The organism is Micromonospora sp. NPDC049274 (assembly GCF_040678875.1).
GTDB lineage: Bacteria > Actinomycetota > Actinomycetes > Mycobacteriales > Micromonosporaceae > Micromonospora.
This window is the reverse complement of the sequence record NZ_JBFAQS010000009.1, coordinates 44,102-66,468: the sequence shown is the minus strand read 5'-3', so window position 1 is coordinate 66,468 and position 22,367 is coordinate 44,102. Positions and strand designations below refer to the sequence as shown.

The window sequence follows — 22,367 nt, the reverse complement described above, 5'->3', positions numbered from 1 at the left end:
TCACATCACTTTCCGATCAGGCCGAGCGCCCCGTACCACAGCGGTCCCGGGTTGACCCAGTCCGGATAGAGCTCCATCATCGCGTCGAAGAACCCAAGGGCTGTCGACTCCTCAGCCAACAGCCGCTCCACGTTCAGCAGGTACCTCCGGGTCTCGTCGATGCTCGACGGGTCGTCGGGGCGGTTGCGGTTCTTGTGGCTGGCCACGACCGCCCGGGGCGCGAGGGCCTCGACGCGGTCGAGGGCCTTCAGCCACTCCCGCAGGCCACCGTTGACGGTCTCCAGCAGGTACTGGTGGACCCCGTTGTAGACGACGTCGCCGGCCACCACGAGGCCGATCGACGGCACGTGCAGGACTGTGGTCTGGTCGCCGTCGGTGTGCCCGGTCTCGACCGGCTCGGCGACGTTGCCTTCGAGCAGGATTCCGCCGGGCGGCACCGGAATGGCGTCGACAGGCGACTCCGGGATCAGCCCGGGGAAGACCTTGTCGAAGACCTCTTGGCGCCCGACGGTGGCCTGCTGGTGCATGACCTCGATGGTCCCGGGCGTCGCGTAGGTGACGGCGTCGGGGAAGCGCTTGACCAGCTCAGGGGCACCGAACCAGTGGTCGCCGTGCCCGTGGGTGGCGTAGATGGCAGTCAGCCGCTTGCCCGACCGCTCGATCCAGTCGCCCGCCGTCGCGATCTGCTCGTAGGTGAACGGCGGGTCCACCAGCAGCGCCTCCTCGGCCCCCGAGATCAGGGTGGTGGCTGTCGGATTGAAGTGGATGGGTGAGCCGTCCGGCATGCGCTGGTCTCCGGCCCGGACCGGGCCATCCAAGACCAAGACCTCGTAGGACAGGGCAGATGTGGGCATTTCTCCTCCTCGGTAACGCGGGCCGCGCGCGTTGGCGCACCTCGACGAAATAAGCGTAAGCCTTATGCTTATTTCAGCCCAGTGTTTGCCGAGTCTCCCGCGTCAACTCCTTCCCCGCGATGACCTGCGGGATGACCTGTTCCACGATCGTCAGCAGCGTGGCGGTGAGCAGCAGGTGCACCTGGGAGCGGGTCAGAGCGCCGCGCTGGAGCCATTCGCGCGCCGTGGACGTGGCCAGCCCGCCGTACGCCCGAACCATCCCGCGCAACTCCTCGCGGTGCTCCGCCTCGCCGGCCAGCCCGACGGCGACGAGCATCCGGTCCGCCGCGACCTCCTCGGCCTCGGCGAGCACCCGCTCCACGTCGGCGTCGCCACCCATCCCCCGTGCGGTGACGGCCGCCAACCAGGACGTGCTGTGCCGGGACACCACGTCCAGGAACCACGAGACGCTGGCCTCCACCCTGGTCCGCAGATCACCCCTGGGCAGCCGTTCCAGGGCAACCTCCGGAATGGTCACCATGACCCGGACGACCTCCAGGTAGAGGTCCTTCTTCGTGCCGAAGTAGTGGTTGACCAAGCCCCGGGCGACTCCCGCCTCCCGGGCGACGTCGGTGGTCGACACGTCCGCGTACGGCCGCTCGCCGAACAGCCGGACCGCGCAGGCGAGGATCTGCCCGCGCCGGGCGTCCGGCTCCAACCGGCGGCGACGAGGAGCCGTCTCGACACTCATCTGCCCGACCCTAGCGGCAGCCGCCCCCTCCCTTTGATCAAGTGATGAAAAGTAGGTCAGGAGCGGGCATAGAACCTACTTTTCATCACCTGATCAACGGACGGCCACGATCACTGGCCACGGCGGCGCCGGACCACGTTGGCTGCGCAAGAAGGTAGACGCAATTCGGCATTCCTGATCGCCCTACCGTCGACTGATGGGTGAGGTCCCGGGTCCACTTGTCGGTCCGCACGAGTTGCAGGAGTTGCTCGGCGGCGTGAGCCGGACCCGGATGCGTCAGCTCATCCGCTATCCGACCTTCCCCGCGCCGTTCCAGCGGCTGCACGGGACCACGGTCTGGCTGCGGGCCGATGTGGAGGCGTGGATCGCCGAGCATCGCCCACCTCGCCCCATCGACGGCGACGAGGCCGAGTAGTTCACGCGCCCTGGCTGCGCCAACCTGGTCAGCGGCTGAACTTCTCGATCGCGTCGGGGGTCACCGGGGTGAAGAAGTTGACCAGGTTGCCGTCGGGATCGCGGAAGAGCAGGGCTCGGTTACCCCAGGGCATGGTCGTGGGCTCGTTCACGAAGTCCTCCACCACGTTCTTCAGCTTCTCGTAGAGCGCGTCCACGTCTGCCACGAGGAACTCGATGATCACGGTGTGGTTGTCGGCCGGGCGGGCCGACCCTGGCGCGAACAGTGGGACCGTGCGGGTACTGCCGATCGCCAGCGTGCCGTGGGCGGTGCGCAACTCGGCGAAGTCCTCGTTGCCCCAGACCGCCTGCACGCCGGTGATCTTCTCGTAGAAGCCGACCAGGCGGTTGATGTCACCGGTGATGATGCGGATCGATACGAAATCCATGCCTTCTCCCTGCTCAGTACGGTCGGTACCGGTCTGCGTAGGCACGCTAGCCCGAATACTGGACAGATCTGGTCCAGTATTCGAGGTAGGTTCAGACCGTGGCACGGCCGACAGCCCAGGTGCTCGCACTGCTGGGGCTCTTGCAGTCCGGCGGCGTCCGGACGATGGCCGAGCTTGCCGAGCGCCTCGGCGTCGAACCGCGCACCGTGCGGCGCTACGTGAGTCACCTGGTCGACCTCGACGTGCCGGTGGAGTCGGTGCGCGGTCGCTACGGCGGGTATCGGCTCGCCGCCGGCTATCGTCTGCCGCCGCTGATGTTCAGCGACGACGAAGCCTTGGCCGTCCTACTCGGCCTGGTTGCCGGCCGCCGTGCCGGGTTGGCGACGGCTACGGGTACGGCGGGTGAGACTGCCGCCGCGAAAATCCGGCGCGTCCTGCCGTCGCGGATCGCGGACCGGCTGGACGCCGTACTCCAGTCTCTCGCCTTCACCACCGAACCCGGCGACTTTCCTGCGCCGCGGACGGACGTACTCCTCACCGTCGCCGAGGCGGTCCGCCAACACCAGCCGATCTCACTCCAGTACACCTCGCGCAACGGCAGGCGTAGCGTCCGCGCCCTGCATCCGTTCGGGCTGGTCAACCACGCGGGCCGGTGGTACGTCACAGGGGTCGATCCGGATATCGGTGAGGATCGAACCCTTCGGCTCGACCGCATCGCGGACGCGCGAACGCTGCCCGGCTCGTTCGAGCCGCCCGCCGGGGACGATCCCGCAGGGCGCCTCCTCAGGTCGATGGCACAGGCGTCGTACCAGCATGCGGTGTCGCTGCGGATACAGGGAACACGTGAGCAGATCCACAGGCAGCTACCGGCCAGCGTCGCCGAGGTGCGCGAGGGCGCGGACGAAGGCTGGCTGGACGTGGAGGTCCGGGCAGAGAGTCTCGACTGGTTACCCGCTGTGCTCGCCGCGCTCGATCTGCCGTTCGTCATCGAGCGACCGGACGAGCTCCGCGATCGCGTCGTCGCACTCGCTGAGCGGTTGGCAGCCTCCGGACGACGCGAGTCGACCCGCAGCTAGTCGCCCCGTTTCGACGACGTAGCGCCAGCACCGTGCGGCTCTTCATTGCTGATAAACCAATCGTCAAGAGTGCCGCTTTAGCGTGTGTAGCGCCCCATCCTGGCGTTGTGCCCGAAGGGCCCTGCCAGGGCACCACGGCCCAGGCTGACGGCCGGCATGCCGACTGACGCCTGGAGCATCAAGCAAAGGGAGCAGAATCGTGGTTTCTCGACGTCGAGTCCTCTCCGGCGCGGCCGGCGCGGCGGTGGGCCTGTCGGCCGCCGGCACGTTCGCCGAGTCCGCGGCGGCAGCGCCGTCCACCGCCAACGAAGTGACGTCGCCCCTGGCCGCCCCGCGCGGCCGCCTGCTGAGCAGGACAGTGGTGACCTCACCGGCCATCCCGCTGACCCACCTGTCCATCAGGCACGGCGGGCCCTCCGCGGCGGTGCGCCTCCGCACCGGCAGGGTGTGGAGTGACTGGCTGGAGCTGAACGCGTGCCAGAACGGCCGGGACGGAGGCCGGGCATCGGCCCGCTCCAACGTCGTGGTCGCCAACGGCGCCACGGCGTACGAGGTCCAGGTCGCCGACGGCTCCGATGCCACAGTGGCCGAACTGAACATGGTCGACGGGCCCCGGCGGAAGATCGCGAACCCGCGGACGAACAGCCTTCCGGTTCCGCGAGGTGGCCGGCCGCCGGCGTACCTGCCCCGATCCCGGTGGGGCGCTGACGAGTCGCTCCGCTTCGCCGACGACGGCAGCGAACTGTGGCCGGCCGAGTTCTTCCCGGTGCAGACGCTGACGGTCCACCACAGCGGGGTGTACGAGCACAACGAGGACCCGGATCCGGCCGCGACCGTCCGTGCCATCTACTACGACCAGTGCGTGCTTCAGGAGTTCGGCGACATCGGCTACCACCTGCTGATCGACGAGGCGGGGCGGATCTACGAGGGCCGCTACTCCGACCCGGGCTTCCTCCCGGTCTACGGTCCGGGCGTCGGCACCGACGGTCGGCCGCTCATGGTCAACGGGGCGCACGTGGGTGGCTACAACGCCGGCAACATCGGCATCTGCCTGCTGGGCCGGTTCACGTCTCGTCAGCCCAGCGCCGCGGCGCACCGGTCGTTGGTGTTCGTCCTGGCGGGCCTCGCCGCCGCGGGTCGACTCGCCCCCGGCGCGAAGACCAATTACGTCAACCCGGCCAGTGACGCGAGCGGCAGGGTCGACGTCATCTCCGGCCACCGGGACTGGGCGGCCATCGGGGCCGACCCGACCGAGTGCCCCGGCGACGCCTTCCACCCCTACCTCGGCGCTCTCCGCCAGGAGGTCGCGGTGATGCTGTCGCAGTTCCCGACTCCGCCGAAGCACCACCAGCGATAGTCGGCTTGGTTCACGCCAGATCGGCGATCTGGGATGGTTCCGATCGCCCGCATGCCGCCACATCGCCGATCTGGCGTGGACCACCCCTGAGGCACGCTTATTGACAGGTCGCCAACAGGGCGCGAGGGTGGTGCACATGCCGACCCCCGACGGTCCCCCCTCGCCCTGGCGCGAACCGGAGCACGACGACCTCGCCGACCTGGCCCGCACCTTCTTCACCAAGGAGGTGCTGCCGCACGCCGAGCGCCTGCTGGCGCAGGGTCACCCGGACCGCGAGCACTACCGGCGCGCCGGTGAGCTGGGGTTGCTCGGCCTGTCGGTCCCCGAGGAGTACGGCGGCGGGGGCGGCGGCTTCACCCACGAGGCCGTCCTTCTGCACGAGCAGGCGTACACCGGGGAGAGCAGCCTCGGGCTGGCCGTCCACAGTGGCATCGTCACCGGCTATCTCGTGGCGTACGGCAGCGAGGAGCAGAAGCGACGGTGGCTGCCCGGCCTGTGCAGCGGTGAGCTGGTCGGCGCGATCGCGATGACCGAGCCCGACGGCGGCTCGGACCTCCAGGCGATGCGGACGCGGGCGGTCCGCGACGGCGACGACTACCTGGTCACCGGCGCGAAGACGTTCATCACCAACGGCGGCCTGGCCGACCTGATTCTCATGGCCGTGAAGACCGACCCCGAGCAGCGGGCGGCAGGCGTCTCGCTGCTGGTGTGCGAGGTGGGCGGCGACCCGGAGGGCTTCCGCCGGGGCCGGCTGCTGTCCAAGATCGGGCTGCACGCCAACGACACCGCCGAGCTGTTCTTCGACGAGTTCCGGGTGCCGGCGGCCAACCTGCTCGGCGGTGCCGAGGGGTTGGGCTTCATCCAGCTCATGCAGCAGCTTCCGCAGGAACGGCTGGTCATCGGCGTGGGCGCGGTGGCCGCCATGGAGCGGGCCGTCGCGCTGACCGTCGCATACGCCAGGGAGCGCACCGCCTTCGGCAAGACCCTGATGGGGCACCAGAACACCCGGATGGTGCTCGCCGAGTGCGCCACCCGCACCCGGGTCAGCCGGGTCTTCCTGGACGACTGCATCGTCCGGCACACCCGTGGCGACCTGGACGTGGCTACGGCCGCGATGGCGAAGTCGTGGCTCACCGACGGGCAGTGCGAGGTCATCGACAGGTGCCTGCAACTCTTCGGCGGCTACGGCTACACGACCGAGTACCCGATCGCCCGGATGTACGCCGACGCCCGCGTCCAGAAGATCTACGGCGGCACCAACGAGATCATGAAGGAGCTGATCGCCCGTGCCCTCTGAGGCGTACGTCTATGACGCGGTCCGCACCCCGCGCGGACGCGGCCGGGACACCGGCGCGCTGCACGGGGTCAAGCCGATCTCGCTTGTGGTCGGCCTGATCGACGCGCTGCGCGAGCGCAACCCCGGCCTGGACGTGAGCCGGTTGGAGGACCTGGTGCTCGGCATCGTGACCCCGGTCGGCGAGCAGGGCGGTGACCTGGCGCGGGCCGCCGCGCTGCTGGCCGGGCTGCCCGACCAGGTGGGCGGGGTGCAGCTCAACAGGTTCTGCGCCTCCGGACTGGAGGCGGTCAACTCCGCCGCCGCGCGGATCCGCTCCGGCTGGGAGCACCTGCTGCTCGCCGGCGGGGTGGAGTCGATGTCCCGGGTGCCGATGGGTTCCGACGGCGCGGCCTGGGCCACCGACCCGCAGACCGCGTTGGCCACGTCGTTCGTGCCGCAGGGCGTCAGCGCCGACCTGATCGCCACCCTGGAGGGCTTCACCCGCGACGACGTGGACGGCTACGCGCTGCGGTCGCAGGAGCGGGCCGCCAAGGCACTGGCCGGTGGACACTTCGCCCGCTCGGTGGTGCCGGTGCGCGACGGCAACGGGCTGGACATCCTCACCGTCGACGAGCACCCTCGCCCGGAGACCACCAGGGAGGCGCTGGCCCGGCTCACCCCGTCCTTCGCCGCGATGGGCGAGGCGGCCGGGTTCGACGCGGTCGCGTTGCAGAAGTTCCACTGGCTGGAGGCCATCGAACACGTCCACCACGCGGGGAACTCGTCAGGCATCGTGGACGGCGCGGCGCTGGTGCTCATCGGGTCGGAGCAGGTCGGGCAGGCCCTCGGCCTCACCCCGCGCGCCCGGATCGTCGGCGCGGCCGTCACCGGCGCCGACCCGACGCTCATGTTGACCGGCCCGGTCCCGGCCACCCACAAGGCGCTCGCCGTCGCCGGGCTGACAGTCGACGACATCGACCTGTTCGAGATCAACGAGGCGTTCGCGGCAGTGGTGCTCAAGTACGTCCGCGACCTGGGCCTCGACCCGGACCGGGTGAACGTCAACGGTGGCGCGATCGCGCTCGGTCACCCGCTGGGCGCCACCGGAGCCATGTTGCTCGGCACGGCGTTGGACGAGTTGGAACGCCGCGACCTGCGCCGGGCCGTGGTGACCCTCTGCATCGGCGGCGGCATGGGCGTCGCCACCGTTCTCGAGCGCTGTTGACCCGGGGGAAGAGACACATGACCACCACCATCCGGTACGACCGCGGCGACGACGGCATCGTCACCCTCACCCTGGACGACCCCGACCAGTCCGCGAACACCATGAACCGGGCGTACGCGGCGTCGATGAGCGCCGTGCTGGACCGGCTGGAGGTCGAGCGCGATCTCGTCGGCGTCATCGTGACGAGCGCGAAGTCCACGTTCTTCGCCGGCGGTGACCTGCCCGAGATGATCCGGGCCACCCGCGCCGACGCGCCCGCCCTGGCGGAGCTGCTGGGCACCATCAAGCGGGACCTGCGCCGCCTGGAGACGCTGGGCAGACCTGTCGTCGCGGCGGTCAACGGCTCCGCGCTCGGCGGCGGCCTGGAGATCGCCCTCGCCTGCCACCACCGGATCGCGCTCGACGCGCCCGGCTCCCGGCTCGGGCTTCCCGAGGTGACGCTGGGCCTGCTGCCCGGGGCGGGCGGAGTCACCCGGACGGTACGGATGCTCGGCCTGGCCGGAGCGCTGACCACTGTGCTGCTCACCGGTCGACGGATGCGCCCGGCCGACGCCCTGGCCGCCGGCATCGTGGACGAGGTGGTCGCCACGCCCACCGAACTGCTGGATCACGCACGGGCCTGGATCGCCGCGAACCCGCAACCGACCCAGCCGTGGGACCGGCCGGACTACCGGATGCCCGGCGGCACTCCGGCCAGCCGCTCGCTGGCCGCCCAGTTGCCCGCCTTCCCCGCGACCCTGCGCAAGCAGCTCAAGGGTGCCCGGCTGCCCGCACCCGAGGCGATCCTGGCCGCCGCCGTTGAGGGCGCACAGGTCGACCTGGACACCGCGTTGACCGTGGAGACCAGGCACCTTATCGGCCTGCTCACCGGGCAGGTCGCCAAGAACATGATCGGCGCGTTCTTCTTCGACCTGAAGGCCGTCAACGGCGGTGCGGCCCGACCTTCCGTGGACGTCCCGCCGGTGCGGAAGGTAGCGGTGCTCGGCGCGGGCATGATGGGCGCGGGCATCGCGTACGCCTGCGCCAGCGCGGGCCTGGACGTGGTGGTGAAGGACGTGTCGCCGGAGGCCGCCGGGCGGGCCCGGGAGCACGCCGAACGGCTGCTGGCCCGCCGGGTCCGCAAGGGCCGGGCCACGGAGGCCGACGCCCGCGCGGTGCTGGACCGGATCACCACCACCGACCAGGTGGACGCCCTCGCCGGCTGCGACACGGTCATCGAGGCGGTCTTCGAGGACCCGGCCCTGAAGAAGGCGGTCTTCGCCGAGGTGCTGCCGGTGCTCGCGCCGGGCGCGCTGCTCGCCTCCAACACCTCCACCCTGCCGATCACCGCGCTGGCCACCGGCGTGGACCGACCGGCGGACTTCATCGGCATGCACTTCTTCTCGCCGGTGGATCGGATGCCGCTGCTGGAGATCGTGGTCGGCGAGCGGACCGGGAACGCGGCAGTGGCGCGCGCCTTCGACCTGGGCCGGCGGATCGGCAAGACCCCGATCGTGGTCAACGACGGCCGGGGCTTCTTCACCAGCCGGGTGATCGGCAGGTTCATCGACGAGGCGGTAGGCATGGTCGCCGAGGGCGTACCGGCCGCGTCTGTGGAGCAGGCCGCGTTGCAGGCCGGCTACCCGACCGGACCCCTCGCGCTGGCCGACGAGGTGAGCCTCACCCTGATCCAGCGGATCCGTCGCCAGTTCGAGGCGGCCAGCGAGGAGTACCTGCCGCTGCCCGCACACCGGCTCGTCGACGAACTTGTCGACGCGTACGACAGGCCGGGGCGTGCGGCCGGGCGCGGCTTCTACTCCTACGACGACGGCACCCGGGGCAGGCTGTGGAGCGGCCTCGCCGACCTGGTCAGCGACGCCGGCCGGGCGGTGCCGTTCACCGACCTTCAGGAGCGAATGCTCTTCGCCGAGGCGCTGGACGCGCTGCGCTGCCTGGACGAGGGGGTGCTGCGCACCGAGACCGACGCCAACATCGGCTCGATCTTCGGCATCGGCTTCCCCGCCTGGACGGGAGGCGTGATCCGCTACGTCCGGCAGTACGCGGGCGGCCCGGCCGGCTTCGCGGCGCGCGCCAGCGAGCTGGCCGGGGCGTACGGTGACCGGTTCACGCCACCCGCCGACCTGGCCGACCGGCTCGCCGCCGAGCCGCCGAGCGGCACCGAGCCGGCTGCCCGTCCAGCCGAACCGGCAGGCGTCGCGTGACGGCCGCGCGCGGCGGGCCGCTGGCCGGGGTGCGGGTCGTCGAGTTGGCAAGTCTCGCGCCGGCCCCGTTCGGCTGCATGGTGCTCGCCGACCTCGGGGCGGACGTGGTGCGCGTCGACCGGCCGGGTGGCCCGGGCGCCGGACGGCTGGCCGCGCCGACCGGTGGACCGTTGCAGCGCAGCCGGCGGGTCACCGCGCTGGACCTCAAGTCCCCGACCGGTGTGGCCGACCTGCTGCGCCTGGTCGAGCGGGCGGACGTGCTCGTCGAGGCGTACCGACCGGGGGTCGCCGAGCGGCTCGGCTTCGGCCCGGACGTCTGCCGGGGCCACAACCCCCGCCTGGTGTACGCGCGGATGACCGGCTGGGGTCAGGACGGCCCACTGGCCGGTCGGGCCGGCCACGACATCGACTACATCGCGGTCGCCGGCGCGCTGGAGCCCCTGGGCCGACCCGGCGCCCGCCCACACGCGCCGCTGAACCTGCTCGGTGACTTCGCCGGCGGGGGCATGGTGCTGGCCGTGGGGGTGCTGGCAGCCCTGCTGGAACGGGAACGCTCCGGCGTCGGCCAGGTCGTCGACGCGGCAATGGTGGACGGCTCGGCGCTGCTCACCTCCTTCCTGCACGGGCTGCTGGGCACCGGCCTGTGGGCCGCCTCGCGCGGGCGGAACCTGCTCGACGGAGGAGCGCCCTTCTACGACACGTACGCCACCTCCGACGGCGGCTTCATGGCCGTCGGGGCACTGGAACCGGCCTTCTACGCCGTACTGCTGACGGGTCTCGGCCTGGCCGACGACGCCGATCTGCCCGACCAGTACGACCCGAGCGGCTGGGACGAGCTGCGCAGGCGGTTCACCGAACGGTTCGCCGAGCGGACCCGGGACGAGTGGACGACGGTCTTCGCCGACCTGGACGCCTGCGTCGCCCCCGTGCTCGCCCCGGGGGAGGCGCACCGGCACCCGCACAACGCGGCCCGGGGGACGTTCGTCGAGGTGGACGGCGAGATCCAGCCGGCCCCGGCGCCCCGCTTCGACCGTACGCCCGCGGGCCCGCCCGCACCCGCGCCCGATCCCGGACGCGACGTCGCGCCTGTCGACGACATCCTCGCCTCCTGGGATTGATCCACAGCGGACCCATGGGATACCCGAGCGGGTGTCGCGTTGATACCGTCGTGCACCGACGGTCGACTGCGTACCTGGGGGGACGAGCATGGCGAGCGGGATTGATCCGTCCGGCCTGAGCGGCTCGCTCGAAGAGGCGATGCGCCTGCTGAGCCAGGCGTCGGGCGCCGTCACGGCGCAGCCGGGTGAGAGCGACGGGCCCGTGCCGGACGCCGAGCAGACGGTGGGGCGGGGCACCGGTGGGGCCGGTCTGGTCGAGGCGGAGGTCGACGCCTTCGGCGCCCTGCGGACGCTGGTGATCGACCCGAGCCTGTCCCGAGCCGGCACGAGCACGATCGCCGCGTACGTCCTGGAGGCGGTCCAGGCGGCACAGGCCGACGAGCGTGCCCGCCGGGCCGACCTGACGGCTGCGGCCCAGGTCGACAGCATGGCCCTCACCCAGCAGCTCGAACGGGTCTCCGAGGAGGCGTTCCGTGGCTTCCAGCAGATGATCGGCGACCTGGACGCGGCCACCCGCCGGATGAATCGGCGCTGAGCCGTGTCCGACGGGATCGAGGTGGACGTCGACGCTCTGCACTCCGCTGCGTCGTCGATCGCGACAACCGGCCAGCAGCTCGGCGAGGCGGTCAGCGGCCTCGAGTCGACTGTGAATGGGGCGGGTAATCCCTGGGGCGCCGACGAGGCGGGCTCACTCTTCGGGGCCGTGTACGTCGAGGTCCTGACGCATGCGCTCGACGTGTACCGGTCGATGGCCGACCAGTTGTTGGAGGCCGCCGAGAACCTCGACCTCAGCGCCGACGCGCACGAGGCGACCGACCTCGCCAACGGGGAACTCTTCACGAGGATGGAGCTGCCCAGTGGGTATGCAGCTTCCTCCTGAGCTCGCCGAGGCGCTGGGCTGGGTCGGCTTCACCTGGCCGACCGCCGACGAGGAGTTGCTGGTCGAGGCGTCCCAGATGTGGTTCGCGTTCGCCGGCCGGCTGCGGACGGCGGCCGGGGAGGCGCAGTCGGGCGCGGCGCAGGTCAGCACGACCAACAGCGGCGATGACGTCCGGGCGTTCGAGCAGGCGTGGCAGGGCGAGGAGGGTGCGCCGCGCCGCATCGAGGACGGCGCGCAGGCGGCCGAACTGATCGGCATGGCGTTGCTGGTGATGGCCATCATCACCCTGACGCAGAAGATCATCGTGATCGTCCAGTTGACGATCCTGGTGATCCAGGTGGCGATCGCGTTGGCGGCTGCGGCACCCAGCTTCGGCGCCTCGCTCGCGCAGATCCCCGTCTCGATCGGCCTGGCCCGGATGGCGATCCAACGGGTCATCAAGGAGGTCATCGAGCGGGTCGTCAAGGAGATCATTCCGCAGTTGTTGATGCGCGCGAAGACGCTGCTGCGTCGTTTCGCCCGCAAGGGGGCGAAGCGGGGCGGCCCGAAGCGGCCCCGCGTGCCCGGCCCGCACACCACCGGGCGCTATCCCAACACGAAGGCGATGCTCGACAAGTACCGCAACGAGCATCTGCCCGGGGGCCACTTCCCGACGGCCGTGCGCCGGCTCAGTCCCGAGGAGCTCGAACAGCACCGGGTCTTCTTCGACGGCGACGGCGTGCTACGTAGCGCGCGCAACGGCGAGCCGTTCGACACGTCGAGCGCGCAGACCGTGTTCAGCGGGGACAGTCAGGCGATCTTCGTGATGGACGGCAACGGCAACCTCTACGCGTCCAACTACCAGCGGGTCGGCGACTTCCACCACTCCACTCTGGGTAACGGAAACCCGGTCGCCGCGGCCGGCGAGCTGGTCGTCAAGGACGGTAGGGTCCAGTACGCCACGGCGCGCAGCGGTCATTACCAGCCCGACCCGAGCCACATGGCCAATCTCGACGCCGAGTTCAGACGCAACGGCGTCAACGGGGTTCCGATTCTGGGCTGGGATGGCGGCCGGATCTTCTAGGGGAGTCGACGAGCATGGGTACGGACAGTTGGAAGGGCCACGTCAACGGGATCCTCTACGGGGTCCAGTTCGACAGGACGCTCGACGATGCGGTGGTGACCCGGGTCGCCGACGGGGTGGCCGCCGGGCTCTACCCGGGTGGCCGGGCCGAGACGCGGGAGGCGCTGGACCAGGCGCTGCTCTACTCGGGCCCCCTGAACGACCAGGCCGAGACGCACCACAGCGAGGACGACATCCGCGCGTTCCTCCAGCGGCTCACCGCCGTCCTGGCCGCCCCGCCCGCGCAGAGCTGATCACGAGGTTCGCGTCACGACAGGGCGCTGTCGTGACGCGAGCCCGCCGATCGCGCGAGGTGACCGGCGGCGGTACCAGGTCGCGAAGAGGGCCACCGCCAGCAGCAGCTCCGCCGCGTCGCCTCCGTAGTACATGAGCTGGGCGGCCGAGCGGAACGCCGCCGCGTCCGGGTCGGTCAGCCCCGGGGGCAGGATGCCGGCCCGCGCGTAGAGGTACTTGGCGAGCACGGCGTGGCCCGCCGACGCCGCGAGCAGCGCGCCGACCCGCACGGCCAGCCCGGGGCGGCGGGGCGCCGGGTCCGGCCCGGCCAGCGACCAGGCGAACAGGTAGCCCGCGGCCAGATAGTGCAGGTGCACGGCGTGGTGCAGGGCCGGCTGGCGTTCCGCCGCCGCGTACAGCGGGGTGAGCAGCACCAGCGCCAACCCGCCGGTGCTCAGCAGCGCGGCGGTGACCGGGTGGGCGATCAGGTGCAGACAGCGGGCGCGCAGCAGCCGGCCGACCCGCCGACGCGTCGGTGCTGGCGCGACGTGCAGCAGCAGCGTCACCGGCGCGCCGAGGACCAGCCCCAGCGGCGCCAGCATGCCGAGCAGCAGGTGCTGCGCCATGTGCCCGCGCGGATCGTCCGAGAGCTGGGCCAGCGGCCCGAGCGTGACCGCCAGCACCGCGCACCCGGCCAGCCAGGCGACGGTACGCCGATGGTCCCAGCCGCGCCTGTCGCGTACGGCGGCCAGCAGGTAGCCGACGGCCAGCACCGCGACCGGGAGCAGCGGCAACCAACCCGGCCCGACAGCCGCGTGGCCCCCGTGTGCCAGGGGCGGCAGCACCGACCAGCCCGATCCGTCCGCCGGGGGCCCGCCGGGTGGCACCGCCGGTAGGTCCGGAGCGACTGCCGTCACCGGGAGCCGTCACCCGGCCCGCGGGACCGCGTCCACCAGATGAGCGCCGCGCCGGCCAGCAGCAGGACCGCGCCGCCTACGTTCCAGACCACGTCGTACGGCACCAGGTGGACGCCGTAGCGGATCTGGTGTACCCGGAGCACCTTGTGGTCGACCAGCCCGTCGAAGAGCTGGAACCCTCCCGCGCCGAGCAGGACGCCACCCCAGGCCAGCCGGGGCGACAGGGCCAGCCGTCGGCGCAGATCGGCGAACCAGAAGAACCCGCCGACCAGGGCGATCACCTCGGCGGCGTGCAGCAGCCCGTCCGAGAGCAGCGCCACCGACGGCGTGGACCGGTCGTAGAAGTGGTGCCAGGCCAGCAACTGGTGGAAGACGATCTCGTCCACGGCGGCCATGATCGCGACACCGATCAGGACGCCTGCGAGGATGGAGGAGCGGGCGTCGACGGTACGTGCACTGGGCAGGCTGGAACCGACCATCACACACCTCGCATTCGCCCGAATCACTGCCGCACTACCCCGGACTCAACGATCCATGCCCGCCGAAGCCACTGCCGGTGAGGCACCGCCACGGTCCCCGTTTCGCGACTTCCGCACGACCACCGGCATGATCATGGAGCCTGAGAGGGCAACCACTGAGGAGGTGCCTGTGCCGGACGCGGACGAACTCGTCGCCGACGCGCTCGCGGCGGTGCGCGGCACCGACGTACGACGGGCCGAACGGCAGTTGGACCGGCTGATGGTCGGCACCGGTGCGGCGGACGGCGCCACGGCTGTGGACGCGGCCCTGCTGCGTCGGCTGGTCCGTGGTCTCGGGCAGCTCTGGCCGCGCGGCTGGCAGCCTGTCGACGTACACCGCATCACCGGACGGCGGCTCGATGCCAGGGCCGCCCGGCTGGTCCGGGACGCGCTGGCCGCCCAGAGACGCGAGCAGGCCGGGCCGGTCCCCGACTGGTGGGACGACCAGCTACGCGGGCTGACCGCCGAGGGCCGGGACGACGGCCGCGACCTGCTTGCCGCCTGGGCCGCCGCGGAGGGGTTGGACCGGGTCGACGCGCTACGCGCGGCGGTCGACGTACTCGCGCTTGTGGAGAGCCTGCCACCGATCGCGGTGCTCCGCCCACCGCCCGGCTCGACAGGTGCGGCCGTCCCCCGCGTGGCCGGTGCGGGCCGCGGCGGGTCGCCGATGCTGGACCGGGTCCGCGCGCTGCTCGCGAAGGCCGAGTCGACCACCTTCCCTGCCGAGGCGGAGGCGTTGACCGGGAAGGCGCAGGAGCTGATCGCCCGGCACAGCATCGACGAGGCGCTGCTGGCGGCAGGGGCGGAGCGCGGCGACCTGCCGGGCGGGGTGCGGCTGGGCACCGAGACCCCTTACGCGGGGGCGAAGGCGCTGCTGGTGCAGGAGGTGGCGGCGGCGAACCGGTGCGAGGCGGTCTGGTCCGACGATCTCGGTTTCACCACGGTGCTGGGGTGGCCGGCGGACCTCGTGGCGGTAGAGCTGCTCTACACGTCGCTGCTGGTGCAGGCCACCGCCGCGATGCTGCGCGGGCGCACCGAGCGCCGGCCGGGGTCGGGCCGGCGGACGAAGGTGTGGGACGAGTCCTTCCTCAACGCGTTCGCGCTGCGGATCGGTGAGCGACTGCGCGCGGCCACCGAGGCGGCGGACCAGGCGGCCGTCGAGACGGCGGGGTCGGAGCGGCTGCTGCCGGTGCTCGCCGCACGCGGCGAGGCGGTCCAGGAGCGGCTGGGCACCCTCTTCCCGGGCGTCACACGGCACCGACTGAGCGTCCGCGACGCCGAGGGCTGGTCGTCAGGCACCTCGGCCGCCGACCGGGCCGCGCTGGACGTCGGCGGCGGCAAGCGGCCTCGACAGGTGCCCGGTCGACAGTGATCCGCCCGGCGTGGGACCACCGCCGGCAAATATTTTCTGCGATTTTCTTCGGTACCGGTAGGGAATGGGGTGTCGGCTCCGACCCTCCGGTGAGCCGCACCCCGACCGGGGAGCGACACGCAGAGCGAGGAGCATCGCCGTGAAGTACATGCTGCTGATCTGGAACCGGCCCGGCTTCACCGAGGAGCTGACCGAGGAGGACCGCAACGCCCTGTTCGGCGAGGTCGACGACATCATGAAGGAGCTGACCGAGACCGGCGAGCTGGTCGACGGCCAGGCGCTGGCCGACCCGGCGCAGACGCAGACGGTCCGGCGCGTCGGCGGCGACACCGAGATCGTCGACGGGCCGTTCGTGGAGAGCAAGGAGCAGTTCGCCGGCTACCTGACCGTCGACTGCGACAGCCCGCAGCGGGCCGCCGAGATCGCCGCCCGCTGGCCGGACGTGCGCTACGGCGGCGCGATGGAGGTCCGGCCGGTCATGGAGCAGGCCGGGACGGAGATGTGACCGACGACCGGACGGTCGAGGACCTGCTGCGCACGCTCGCGCCGCAGGTCCTCGGCCTGCTGGTCCGCCGGCACGGCCAGTTCGACAGGTGCGAGGACGCGGTCCAGGAGGCGTTGCTCGCGGCCGCGACGCAGTGGCCCGGGCAGGGCGTACCGGACAATCCGCGCGCCTGGTTGCTCACCGTGGCGACCCGCCGGCTCACCGACGAGTGGCGCAGCGAGAGCGCCCGCCGGGACCGCGAGGTGGCGCTGGCGCTGCGCGAGCCGGCGTACGCCCAGGTCGCCCCGGCGGCCGACGCCCCGCCGGCGGTGGCGGACGCCGACGACACCCTCACCCTGCTCTTCCTCTGCTGCCACCCGGCGCTCGCGCCCTCGGCGCAGGTGGCGCTCACCCTGCGGGCGGTCGGCGGCCTCAGCACCGCCCAGATCGCCCGGGCGCACCTGCTGCCCGAGGCGACCATGAGCCAACGGATCCGGCGGGCCAAGCAGCGGATCGAGGCCGCCGGAGCCCGTTTCTCGATGCCCGGACCGGGTGAGCGCGGCGAGCGGCTGCGCACCGTGCTCCGGGTGCTCTACCTGATCTTCAACGAGGGGTACACCGCGTCCAGCGGGCCGGACCTGCGACGGGCCGAGCTGACCGGCGAGGCGATCCGGCTGGCCCGCGTCCTGCACGGGCTGCTGCCCGACGACGGCGAGGTGAATGGGCTGCTGGCGCTGATGCTGCTGACCGACGCCCATCGAGCGGCCCGGGTCGGCGAGGACGGCGAGCTGGTGCCGCTGACCGAGCAGGACCGCACCCTCTGGGACGCCGATGCCATCGCGGAGGGAGTCGCCCTCGTCACCGAGGCGCTCACCTGGTCGCCGCCCGGCCCGTACCAGCTTCAGGCGGCGATCGCGGCGGTGCACGCCGAGGCGCCGACGGCGGCGGAGACCGACTGGCCGCAGATCGTGGCGCTCTACCGGCTGCTGGCGCGGATCGCCCCCAACCCGATGGTCACGCTCAACCAGGCGGTCGCGGTGGCCATGGTGGACGGGCCACGCGCCGGGCTCGCCCTGCTCACCGCCCTGGACTCCGACGGCCGCACTGCCGGGCACCACCGGCTCGCGGCGGTCCGGGCGCACCTGCTGGAGCTGGCCGGGGAGCCCGGCGCCGCGCGGGAGGCGTACCTGGCGGCAGCACGCGGCACCACGAGCCTGCCGGAGCAGCGCTATCTCCAGTCGCGGGCGGCCCGGTTGGCCGCGCCCCGGTAGGTCCGCCGCCGGACGCCGGGCGGATCGACCCGACGCCGGCGGCCGACTGTCACACGGGCTCGACGGCCGGGCAGCGGGTGCCCCGGGGCGGCACCACCCGGTCGATCAGGTAGGCGTCGACGGTCCGCTCCACGCACGGGCTCGTGGTGTAGCTGCCGTGCCCCCAACCCTCGTAGGTCAGCAGCACGCCGTGCCTGCCCAACTGCCGCGCCACGTCGGTGGCCCAGTTGTATCCGCTGGCCGGGTCGTGCACGGTGGCGGCGATCAGCAGCGGCACGTCGGTGCGCACGCGCAGGCGGTGCTGCGGGTTGGCGACCGGCGTCGGCGTGCCCAGGCAGGTCGCGAGGGCGAAGACCGCCGTCGGGTACCGCAGGTCGGGCGCGAGCCGGGCCATCCGGCGCAGGTGTCCGGCGTACTCACGGTAGTCGCGGACGGGCAGGCTCCAGTCCTGGCAGAAGACCGCGAAGGGGTACGGCGCCACGGCGTCGCCCGCCGACGGGACGACGGCGGCCCGCACGGCGCTGGGGACGTCCATGCTGCCCAGCCACTCGGCGAGCCCCGGCCACCGCCACGTGTCGTAGAACTCCTTGTGAGTGAGCCGGGTCAGCTCGAACGGGGTCAGCACGACACCGGGCCGTTTCGGGTTGGTCAGATCGCCGCGCTCGGCCCGCGCGCGCAGCCTCTCCCAGATCGCCCGCAAATCCTGCCCGTGCAGCACGCACGCGGTGGACCTGTCGCACCAGGCGACGAACTCGTCGAACGCGTCCTCAGAGGTGACGGCCTGGGTGTCGAGAAGCGCCCGGGTGTCGAGGCTGTGGTCCATGGCGGCCTCCAGCACCATGGCCCGGACCTTCTCCGGGAACAGTTCCGCGTACCGCTCGCCGAGCAGGGTGCCGTAGGAGCTGCCGTGGAAGGTCAACTGCCGCTCGCCGAGCGCGGCCCGGATCGCGTCGAGGTCACGGGCGGCGCTCGTGGTGTCCACGTGGTCGTAGAGCGGGCCGGTGCGGGCGCGGCAGTCGGCGCGCAGCAGCACGTTGCCGGCCAGCGTGGCGTCGAACTGGGCCTGGTCGGCGATCAACTGCGGTTGCCGGGCGAGCAGGTCCCGTGCGCAGAGCACCGGGTGGCTGCCGCCGGTGCCGCGCGGGTCGAAGCTGACGATGTCGAACCGGCGGCGCAGGTCGGCGCTGAACCGGGAGCTGCCGTTCACCACCCGGTCGACCCCGCTGTCGCCCGGCCCGCCGGGACCGAACACCAGCGCACCCTCCCGGGTGGCCGGGTTGGCGACGCGGCGGGCCAGCGCCAGGTCGAAGCGCTCACCCCGAGGTCGGTTCCAGTCCACCGGCAAGGACAGGGTGCCGCACTGGGCGGTGGCGTCGGCGGCGCACGGCCGCCAATCGATCGTCGGGGCGGGCTGTGCTCGGGCGGCGGCCGGGCTCGCCGGGGTCAGGCCGGCGGCCGTGAGGGCCAGGGCGACCGCCCAGCCGACTGCGGATTTGCGTACGCGCAGCATGAGGTGCTGTCCTCTCCTCGAAGGAGCGTTACCGGTGAGACTCGCCCACTGGGCGAGGTGATGCTGCTTCCCTCCCGGGCCGTCGAGTGGCCGCTCGACGGCCCGGGGCCTCCGTCTCCGGCGCGGTCAGTCGACCTCGCGCAGGACGCGTTCGAGGGTGGTCATCCGGGTCTCCATCCCGCCCAGCCGGCCGTCCATGGCCGCGAGCAGGCGGGCGTTCTCCGCCTGGGACTGAGCGGCCGTCTCGGCGAGCCGGCGGTAGTCGTCCGCGCGGGCCGCCTCGTACCGGGCCCGCCGGGTCTTGGCGAATTGGACGACTGTCACCGTGACCACGCTGATCAGGAAACCGAAGATGCCGATCGCGCCGACCACCTCGGTCCAGTCGTGCTCGCTCATCGGTCCGCTCCGGACTGCTCGGCCGAGTCGGGCACGGTGAGCGTCTGGACCGCCGCCGCGATGACCTCGGGGGTGAGTGTGAGCACGAACGGCTCCACCTCGTAGTAGTTCATGGCCTTCCCGTCCTCCGACAACTCCAGGCGAGCGGTGACCAGCCCGGCCGCCGCCAGCTTCCGTAGGTGGACCTGCAACAGCGCCCGGCTGATGCCCAGTTGCCGGGCCAGCCCGCTGACATAGGCACGCTCACGGGCCAGCGCGGCGACGACCCGCAGCCGGTGCGGGTTGGCCAGGGTGGCCAGCATCCGGACCAGGTCGTCGCCGGTCGGCGGTGAGGCGGCACTCATAACCAGCCCTTGCACATGCCAACAGAAGTTAGCAGGTAACAGCGCGCGGCGGTGCGGTCGACAGCGGAATCAGGGGGATCTCAGGGTTCCCGGTCCGGGACAGACAGCAACGCCGGGCCGGTGAAACTCACCGGCCCGGCGTTCTGCTACGTCGTACGTCAGCTCTTGAAGGCGTCCTTGATCTTCTCGCCGGCCTGCTTGAGCTTGGCCGTGGACTGGTCAGCGCGACCCTCGGCCTCGAGCTGCTCGTTGTCGGTGGCCCGACCGGCGCCTTCCTTCAGCTTGCCGGTCGCGTCCTCGGTGGCGTTGTTGATCTTGTCGTCGAATCCCATTGCCAACCTCCATTGCAAGCGTCGCTACGACAGCAGAGGTACCCCCGTCATCGCCGGCCCAACCATCACCATCGTCACAATCCGCGATCGGTGGCCGAGCGAAACCGACGCAGCCGCAGGCTGTTGGCCACCACGAAGACCGAGGACAGCGCCATCGTGGCACCGGCGATCATCGGGTTGAGCAGCCCGGCGGCGGCCAGCGGCAGGGCTGCCACGTTGTAACCGAAGGCCCAGAACAGGTTGCCCCGGATGATCCCGAGCGTGCGCCGGGACAGTCGGATGGCGTCCACCGCCGCATCCAGGTCGCCCCGGACGAGGGTGAGGTCGGACGCCTCGATCGCCACGTCGGTGCCGGTGCCCATGGCCAACCCCAGGTCGGCCTGGGCAAGTGCCGGCGCGTCGTTCACCCCGTCCCCCACCATCGCCACCGACCGCCCCTGCGCCTGCAGCCGCCGGACGACGTCGACCTTCCCGGCGGGCAGCACCTCGGCGATCACCTCGTCGATGCCCACCTCGGCGGCGACCGCCCGGGCCACTGTGGGATTGTCCCCGGTCAGCAGGACCGGGGTGAGCCCCAGCGCACGCAGCCGAGCCACGGCTGTCCGGCTGGTGGGCCGGACCACGTCGGCGACCGCGAGCACACCCCGCGCCCGTCCTTCCCAGCCGGCGACGATCGCCGTACGTCCGGCGGCCTCGGCGTCCCGCACGGCCCGGTCGACCTCCGGCGGTACGTCGACGCCGCGCTCGCGCAGCAGCCGGGGCCGGCCGACCAGTACGGCCCGCCCGTCGACGGTGCCGGTGACGCCCGACCCTTCGAGGTTGGCGAAACCGGTCACCGGGGGCAGCGCTCCGGCCTCGACGGCACCCGCGGCGACGGCCCGGGCGATCGGGTGCTCGGAGGCGGCCTCCACGGCCCCGGCGAGCCGAAGCAACTCGGCGCGGACCTCACCGCTCGCCGGCACGACGTCCACCAACGTCATCCGACCAGTCGTCACAGTGCCGGTCTTGTCCAGTACGACGGTGTCGACCCGACGGGTCGACTCCAGCACCTCCGGTCCCTTGATCAGCACGCCGAGCTGGGCGCCACGGCCCGTGCCGACCAACAGCGCGGTAGGCGTGGCCAGCCCGAGGGCACATGGGCAGGCGATGATCAGCACGGCCACGGCGGCGGTGAACGCGGCGGTCGGACCGGCGCCGGTGCCGAGCCACCAGCCGAGGGTGCCCACCGCCAGGGTGATGACGATCGGCACGAAGACGCCGGAGAGCCGGTCGGCCAGCCGCTGCACGGCCGCCTTGCCGCTCTGCGCCTGCTCGACGAGGTCGGCCATCCGGGCGAGCTGCGTGTCCGCGCCGATCCGGGTGGCGGTGACGACCAGCCGGCCGCCCGCGTTGATCGTGGCGCCGACCACGCCGTCGCCCGGCCCGACCTCGACCGGCACCGACTCACCGGTCAGCATGCTGGCGTCGACGGCGGACGTGCCCTCGTCGACGACCCCGTCGGTGGCGATCTTCTCGCCGGGGCGGACCACGAACCGGTCACCGACGGCGAGCCGGTCCACCGGGATCCGCGTCTCCACCCCGTCGCGCAGCACCGCCACGTCCCGGGCGCCGAGTTCGAGAAGGGCGCGCAGGGCCGCCCCGGCGGTCCGCTTGGACCGGGCCTCGAAGTAGCGGCCGGCCAGGATGAACACGGTCACCCCGGCGGCCGCCTCCAGGTAGATGGTGCCGGCGCCGTCGGTGCGCGTGATGTCGAAGCGGAACGGGTGCGTCATCCCGGGCATCCCCGCGTCGCCCAGGAAGAGCGCCCAGAGTGACCAGCCGAACGCGGCCAGGGTGCCCAGCGAGACCAGCGTGTCCATGGTCGCGGCGCCGTGCCGCAGGTTGGTCCAGGCGGCCCGGTGGAACGGCAGCCCGCCCCAGACCACCACCGGAGCCGCAAGGGTCAGTGACAGCCACTGCCAGTAGTCGAACTGCCAGGGCGGCACCATGGCCAGCACGACCACCGGCACGCTGAGCGCCACCGACACCCACAGCCGGGTACGCGGACCCCGCAGCGGGTCGGCCGGCTGCTCGGTCGTCGGCGGGGCCGGCAGGGCCGCCGTGTAGCCCGTCTTCTGCACCGTGTCGATCAGGTCGTCCGGGGTGACACCGTCGGCGTACCGGACCGTGGCCTTCTCGGTGGCGTAGTTGACTGTGGCGCTCACCCCGTCCATCCGGTTCAGCTTCTTCTCGATCCGGGCGGCGCAGGCGGCGCACGTCATTCCCCCGATGGCCAGCTCGATCCGGTTCGGCGCCTCGGGCAGGGGTCTGCTGGTGGTGGTCATCGTC

At 72.1% G+C, this 22,367-nt stretch carries 24 protein-coding genes; 14 read left to right on the top strand and 10 right to left on the bottom strand.

Annotated elements, in window-relative coordinates; genetic code table 11:
• Positions 1 to 5: 5 nt before the first annotated feature.
• A complete protein-coding gene (locus AB0K10_RS18445; RefSeq protein ID WP_363684887.1) occupies positions 6 to 854 on the bottom strand; it encodes an MBL fold metallo-hydrolase in 849 nt (282 codons plus the stop codon).
• A 73-nt stretch (positions 855 to 927) separates the two neighbouring features.
• Positions 928 to 1,584: a TetR/AcrR family transcriptional regulator gene (locus AB0K10_RS18440; RefSeq protein ID WP_363684885.1), complete on the bottom strand. Its 657-nt coding sequence runs from the start codon at positions 1,582 to 1,584 to the stop codon at positions 928 to 930.
• Between the two features lie 196 nt (positions 1,585 to 1,780).
• Here AB0K10_RS18440 and AB0K10_RS18435 point away from each other — a divergent pair, with 196 nt between their 5' ends.
• On the top strand, positions 1,781 to 1,999 hold the full coding sequence (locus AB0K10_RS18435) for a hypothetical protein (protein ID WP_363684883.1): 219 nt from the start codon (positions 1,781 to 1,783) through the stop codon (positions 1,997 to 1,999).
• 28 nt (positions 2,000 to 2,027) lie between these two features.
• Here AB0K10_RS18435 and AB0K10_RS18430 read toward each other — a convergent pair whose 3' ends face one another.
• Complete coding sequence (locus AB0K10_RS18430) at positions 2,028 to 2,426, bottom strand: VOC family protein (RefSeq protein WP_363684881.1); 399 nt, start codon at positions 2,424 to 2,426, stop codon at positions 2,028 to 2,030.
• A gap of 98 nt (positions 2,427 to 2,524) precedes the next feature.
• On the opposite strand from AB0K10_RS18430, the gene AB0K10_RS18425 reads away from it, so the two are divergent.
• The 10 genes from AB0K10_RS18425 (at position 2,525) to AB0K10_RS18380 (ending at position 12,915) form a co-directional block, all read left to right on the top strand.
• Complete coding sequence (locus tag AB0K10_RS18425; RefSeq protein ID WP_363684879.1) at positions 2,525 to 3,502, top strand: YafY family protein; 978 nt, start codon at positions 2,525 to 2,527, stop codon at positions 3,500 to 3,502.
• Positions 3,503 to 3,701: 199 nt separating this feature from the next.
• On the top strand, positions 3,702 to 4,859 hold the full coding sequence (locus AB0K10_RS18420) for a peptidoglycan recognition family protein (protein ID WP_363684877.1): 1,158 nt from the start codon (positions 3,702 to 3,704) through the stop codon (positions 4,857 to 4,859).
• Between the two features lie 136 nt (positions 4,860 to 4,995).
• Positions 4,996 to 6,156: an acyl-CoA dehydrogenase family protein gene (locus tag AB0K10_RS18415; protein WP_363684875.1), complete on the top strand. Its 1,161-nt coding sequence runs from the start codon at positions 4,996 to 4,998 to the stop codon at positions 6,154 to 6,156.
• Complete coding sequence (locus AB0K10_RS18410) at positions 6,146 to 7,360, top strand: acetyl-CoA C-acetyltransferase (RefSeq protein WP_363684873.1); 1,215 nt, start codon at positions 6,146 to 6,148, stop codon at positions 7,358 to 7,360. The genes AB0K10_RS18415 and AB0K10_RS18410 overlap by 11 nt, the downstream gene beginning before the upstream one ends.
• 17 nt (positions 7,361 to 7,377) lie before the next feature.
• Complete coding sequence (locus AB0K10_RS18405; RefSeq protein ID WP_363684871.1) at positions 7,378 to 9,561, top strand: 3-hydroxyacyl-CoA dehydrogenase NAD-binding domain-containing protein; 2,184 nt, start codon at positions 7,378 to 7,380, stop codon at positions 9,559 to 9,561.
• Positions 9,558 to 10,679: a CaiB/BaiF CoA-transferase family protein gene (locus AB0K10_RS18400; protein WP_363684869.1), complete on the top strand. Its 1,122-nt coding sequence runs from the start codon at positions 9,558 to 9,560 to the stop codon at positions 10,677 to 10,679. Before AB0K10_RS18405 ends, AB0K10_RS18400 begins: the two co-directional genes overlap by 4 nt.
• An 88-nt stretch (positions 10,680 to 10,767) precedes the next feature.
• On the top strand, positions 10,768 to 11,214 hold the full coding sequence (locus tag AB0K10_RS18395; RefSeq protein WP_363684867.1) for a YbaB/EbfC family nucleoid-associated protein: 447 nt from the start codon (positions 10,768 to 10,770) through the stop codon (positions 11,212 to 11,214).
• 3 nt (positions 11,215 to 11,217) lie between these two features.
• Positions 11,218 to 11,559, top strand: coding sequence for a hypothetical protein (locus tag AB0K10_RS18390; protein ID WP_363684865.1), 342 nt, complete (start codon positions 11,218 to 11,220; stop codon positions 11,557 to 11,559).
• On the top strand, positions 11,543 to 12,622 hold the full coding sequence (locus AB0K10_RS18385; protein WP_363684863.1) for a hypothetical protein: 1,080 nt from the start codon (positions 11,543 to 11,545) through the stop codon (positions 12,620 to 12,622). Before AB0K10_RS18390 ends, AB0K10_RS18385 begins: the two co-directional genes overlap by 17 nt.
• A 14-nt stretch (positions 12,623 to 12,636) precedes the next feature.
• Positions 12,637 to 12,915 carry a hypothetical protein gene (locus AB0K10_RS18380; protein WP_363684861.1) on the top strand — a complete coding sequence of 93 codons (279 nt, stop codon included), beginning with the start codon at positions 12,637 to 12,639 and terminating at the stop codon, positions 12,913 to 12,915.
• On the opposite strand, the gene AB0K10_RS18375 is transcribed toward AB0K10_RS18380, so the two are convergent.
• Both AB0K10_RS18375 and AB0K10_RS18370 read right to left on the bottom strand, forming a co-directional pair.
• Positions 12,916 to 13,812 carry a cytochrome c oxidase assembly protein gene (locus tag AB0K10_RS18375; RefSeq protein ID WP_363684859.1) on the bottom strand — a complete coding sequence of 299 codons (897 nt, stop codon included), beginning with the start codon at positions 13,810 to 13,812 and terminating at the stop codon, positions 12,916 to 12,918.
• A complete protein-coding gene (locus tag AB0K10_RS18370) occupies positions 13,809 to 14,291 on the bottom strand; it encodes a DUF2243 domain-containing protein (RefSeq protein ID WP_363684857.1) in 483 nt (160 codons plus the stop codon). The genes AB0K10_RS18375 and AB0K10_RS18370 overlap by 4 nt, the downstream gene beginning before the upstream one ends.
• 169 nt (positions 14,292 to 14,460) lie before the next feature.
• Between AB0K10_RS18370 and AB0K10_RS18365 the strand changes: the two genes are divergently transcribed.
• The 3 genes from AB0K10_RS18365 to AB0K10_RS18355 all read left to right on the top strand — a co-directional run bounded on the left by AB0K10_RS18365 (position 14,461) and on the right by AB0K10_RS18355 (position 17,457).
• Positions 14,461 to 15,702: a DUF2786 domain-containing protein gene (locus AB0K10_RS18365; protein ID WP_363684855.1), complete on the top strand. Its 1,242-nt coding sequence runs from the start codon at positions 14,461 to 14,463 to the stop codon at positions 15,700 to 15,702.
• A 148-nt stretch (positions 15,703 to 15,850) separates the two neighbouring features.
• Positions 15,851 to 16,207, top strand: coding sequence for a YciI family protein (locus AB0K10_RS18360; RefSeq protein ID WP_363685289.1), 357 nt, complete (start codon positions 15,851 to 15,853; stop codon positions 16,205 to 16,207).
• Entirely contained in the window at positions 16,204 to 17,457 is a 1,254-nt protein-coding gene (locus AB0K10_RS18355; protein WP_363684854.1) for a DUF6596 domain-containing protein, read from the top strand. The genes AB0K10_RS18360 and AB0K10_RS18355 overlap by 4 nt, the downstream gene beginning before the upstream one ends.
• A 49-nt stretch (positions 17,458 to 17,506) precedes the next feature.
• Here AB0K10_RS18355 and AB0K10_RS18350 read toward each other — a convergent pair whose 3' ends face one another.
• From AB0K10_RS18350 to AB0K10_RS18330, 5 genes are all read right to left on the bottom strand, one after another.
• Complete coding sequence (locus AB0K10_RS18350; protein WP_363684853.1) at positions 17,507 to 18,967, bottom strand: alpha/beta hydrolase; 1,461 nt, start codon at positions 18,965 to 18,967, stop codon at positions 17,507 to 17,509.
• Between the two features lie 126 nt (positions 18,968 to 19,093).
• Positions 19,094 to 19,363: a hypothetical protein gene (locus tag AB0K10_RS18345; protein ID WP_363684851.1), complete on the bottom strand. Its 270-nt coding sequence runs from the start codon at positions 19,361 to 19,363 to the stop codon at positions 19,094 to 19,096.
• Positions 19,360 to 19,707, bottom strand: coding sequence for a helix-turn-helix domain-containing protein (locus tag AB0K10_RS18340; RefSeq protein WP_363684849.1), 348 nt, complete (start codon positions 19,705 to 19,707; stop codon positions 19,360 to 19,362). The genes AB0K10_RS18345 and AB0K10_RS18340 overlap by 4 nt, the downstream gene beginning before the upstream one ends.
• A gap of 158 nt (positions 19,708 to 19,865) precedes the next feature.
• Entirely contained in the window at positions 19,866 to 20,039 is a 174-nt protein-coding gene (locus AB0K10_RS18335; protein WP_036410891.1) for a CsbD family protein, read from the bottom strand.
• Between the two features lie 74 nt (positions 20,040 to 20,113).
• The gene (locus AB0K10_RS18330; RefSeq protein WP_363684847.1) at positions 20,114 to 22,363 is read right to left on the bottom strand and encodes a heavy metal translocating P-type ATPase; all 2,250 of its coding nucleotides are present in this window, start codon (positions 22,361 to 22,363) and stop codon (positions 20,114 to 20,116) included.
• Positions 22,364 to 22,367: the final 4 nt, after the last annotated feature.

Bases quoted from the DNA above. Each gene is read 5' to 3' on its own strand.
- AB0K10_RS18385 (WP_363684863.1), top strand. From the start codon at position 11,543: ATGCAGCTTCCTCCTGAGCTCGCCGAGGCGCTGGGCTGGGTCGGCTTC.
- AB0K10_RS18330 (WP_363684847.1), bottom strand. From the start codon at position 22,363: ATGACCACCACCAGCAGACCCCTGCCCGAGGCGCCGAACCGGATCGAG.
- AB0K10_RS18435 (WP_363684883.1), top strand. From the start codon at position 1,781: ATGGGTGAGGTCCCGGGTCCACTTGTCGGTCCGCACGAGTTGCAGGAG.
- AB0K10_RS18430 (WP_363684881.1), bottom strand. From the start codon at position 2,426: ATGGATTTCGTATCGATCCGCATCATCACCGGTGACATCAACCGCCTG.
- AB0K10_RS18380 (WP_363684861.1), top strand. From the start codon at position 12,637: ATGGGTACGGACAGTTGGAAGGGCCACGTCAACGGGATCCTCTACGGG.
- AB0K10_RS18360 (WP_363685289.1), top strand. From the start codon at position 15,851: ATGCTGCTGATCTGGAACCGGCCCGGCTTCACCGAGGAGCTGACCGAG.
- AB0K10_RS18440 (WP_363684885.1), bottom strand. From the start codon at position 1,584: ATGAGTGTCGAGACGGCTCCTCGTCGCCGCCGGTTGGAGCCGGACGCC.
- AB0K10_RS18345 (WP_363684851.1), bottom strand. From the start codon at position 19,363: ATGAGCGAGCACGACTGGACCGAGGTGGTCGGCGCGATCGGCATCTTC.
- AB0K10_RS18370 (WP_363684857.1), bottom strand. From the start codon at position 14,291: ATGGTCGGTTCCAGCCTGCCCAGTGCACGTACCGTCGACGCCCGCTCC.
- AB0K10_RS18340 (WP_363684849.1), bottom strand. From the start codon at position 19,707: ATGAGTGCCGCCTCACCGCCGACCGGCGACGACCTGGTCCGGATGCTG.
- AB0K10_RS18350 (WP_363684853.1), bottom strand. From the start codon at position 18,967: ATGCTGCGCGTACGCAAATCCGCAGTCGGCTGGGCGGTCGCCCTGGCC.
- AB0K10_RS18395 (WP_363684867.1), top strand. From the start codon at position 10,768: ATGGCGAGCGGGATTGATCCGTCCGGCCTGAGCGGCTCGCTCGAAGAG.
- AB0K10_RS18445 (WP_363684887.1), bottom strand. From the start codon at position 854: ATGCCCACATCTGCCCTGTCCTACGAGGTCTTGGTCTTGGATGGCCCG.
- AB0K10_RS18405 (WP_363684871.1), top strand. From the start codon at position 7,378: ATGACCACCACCATCCGGTACGACCGCGGCGACGACGGCATCGTCACC.
- AB0K10_RS18415 (WP_363684875.1), top strand. From the start codon at position 4,996: ATGCCGACCCCCGACGGTCCCCCCTCGCCCTGGCGCGAACCGGAGCAC.
- AB0K10_RS18335 (WP_036410891.1), bottom strand. From the start codon at position 20,039: ATGGGATTCGACGACAAGATCAACAACGCCACCGAGGACGCGACCGGC.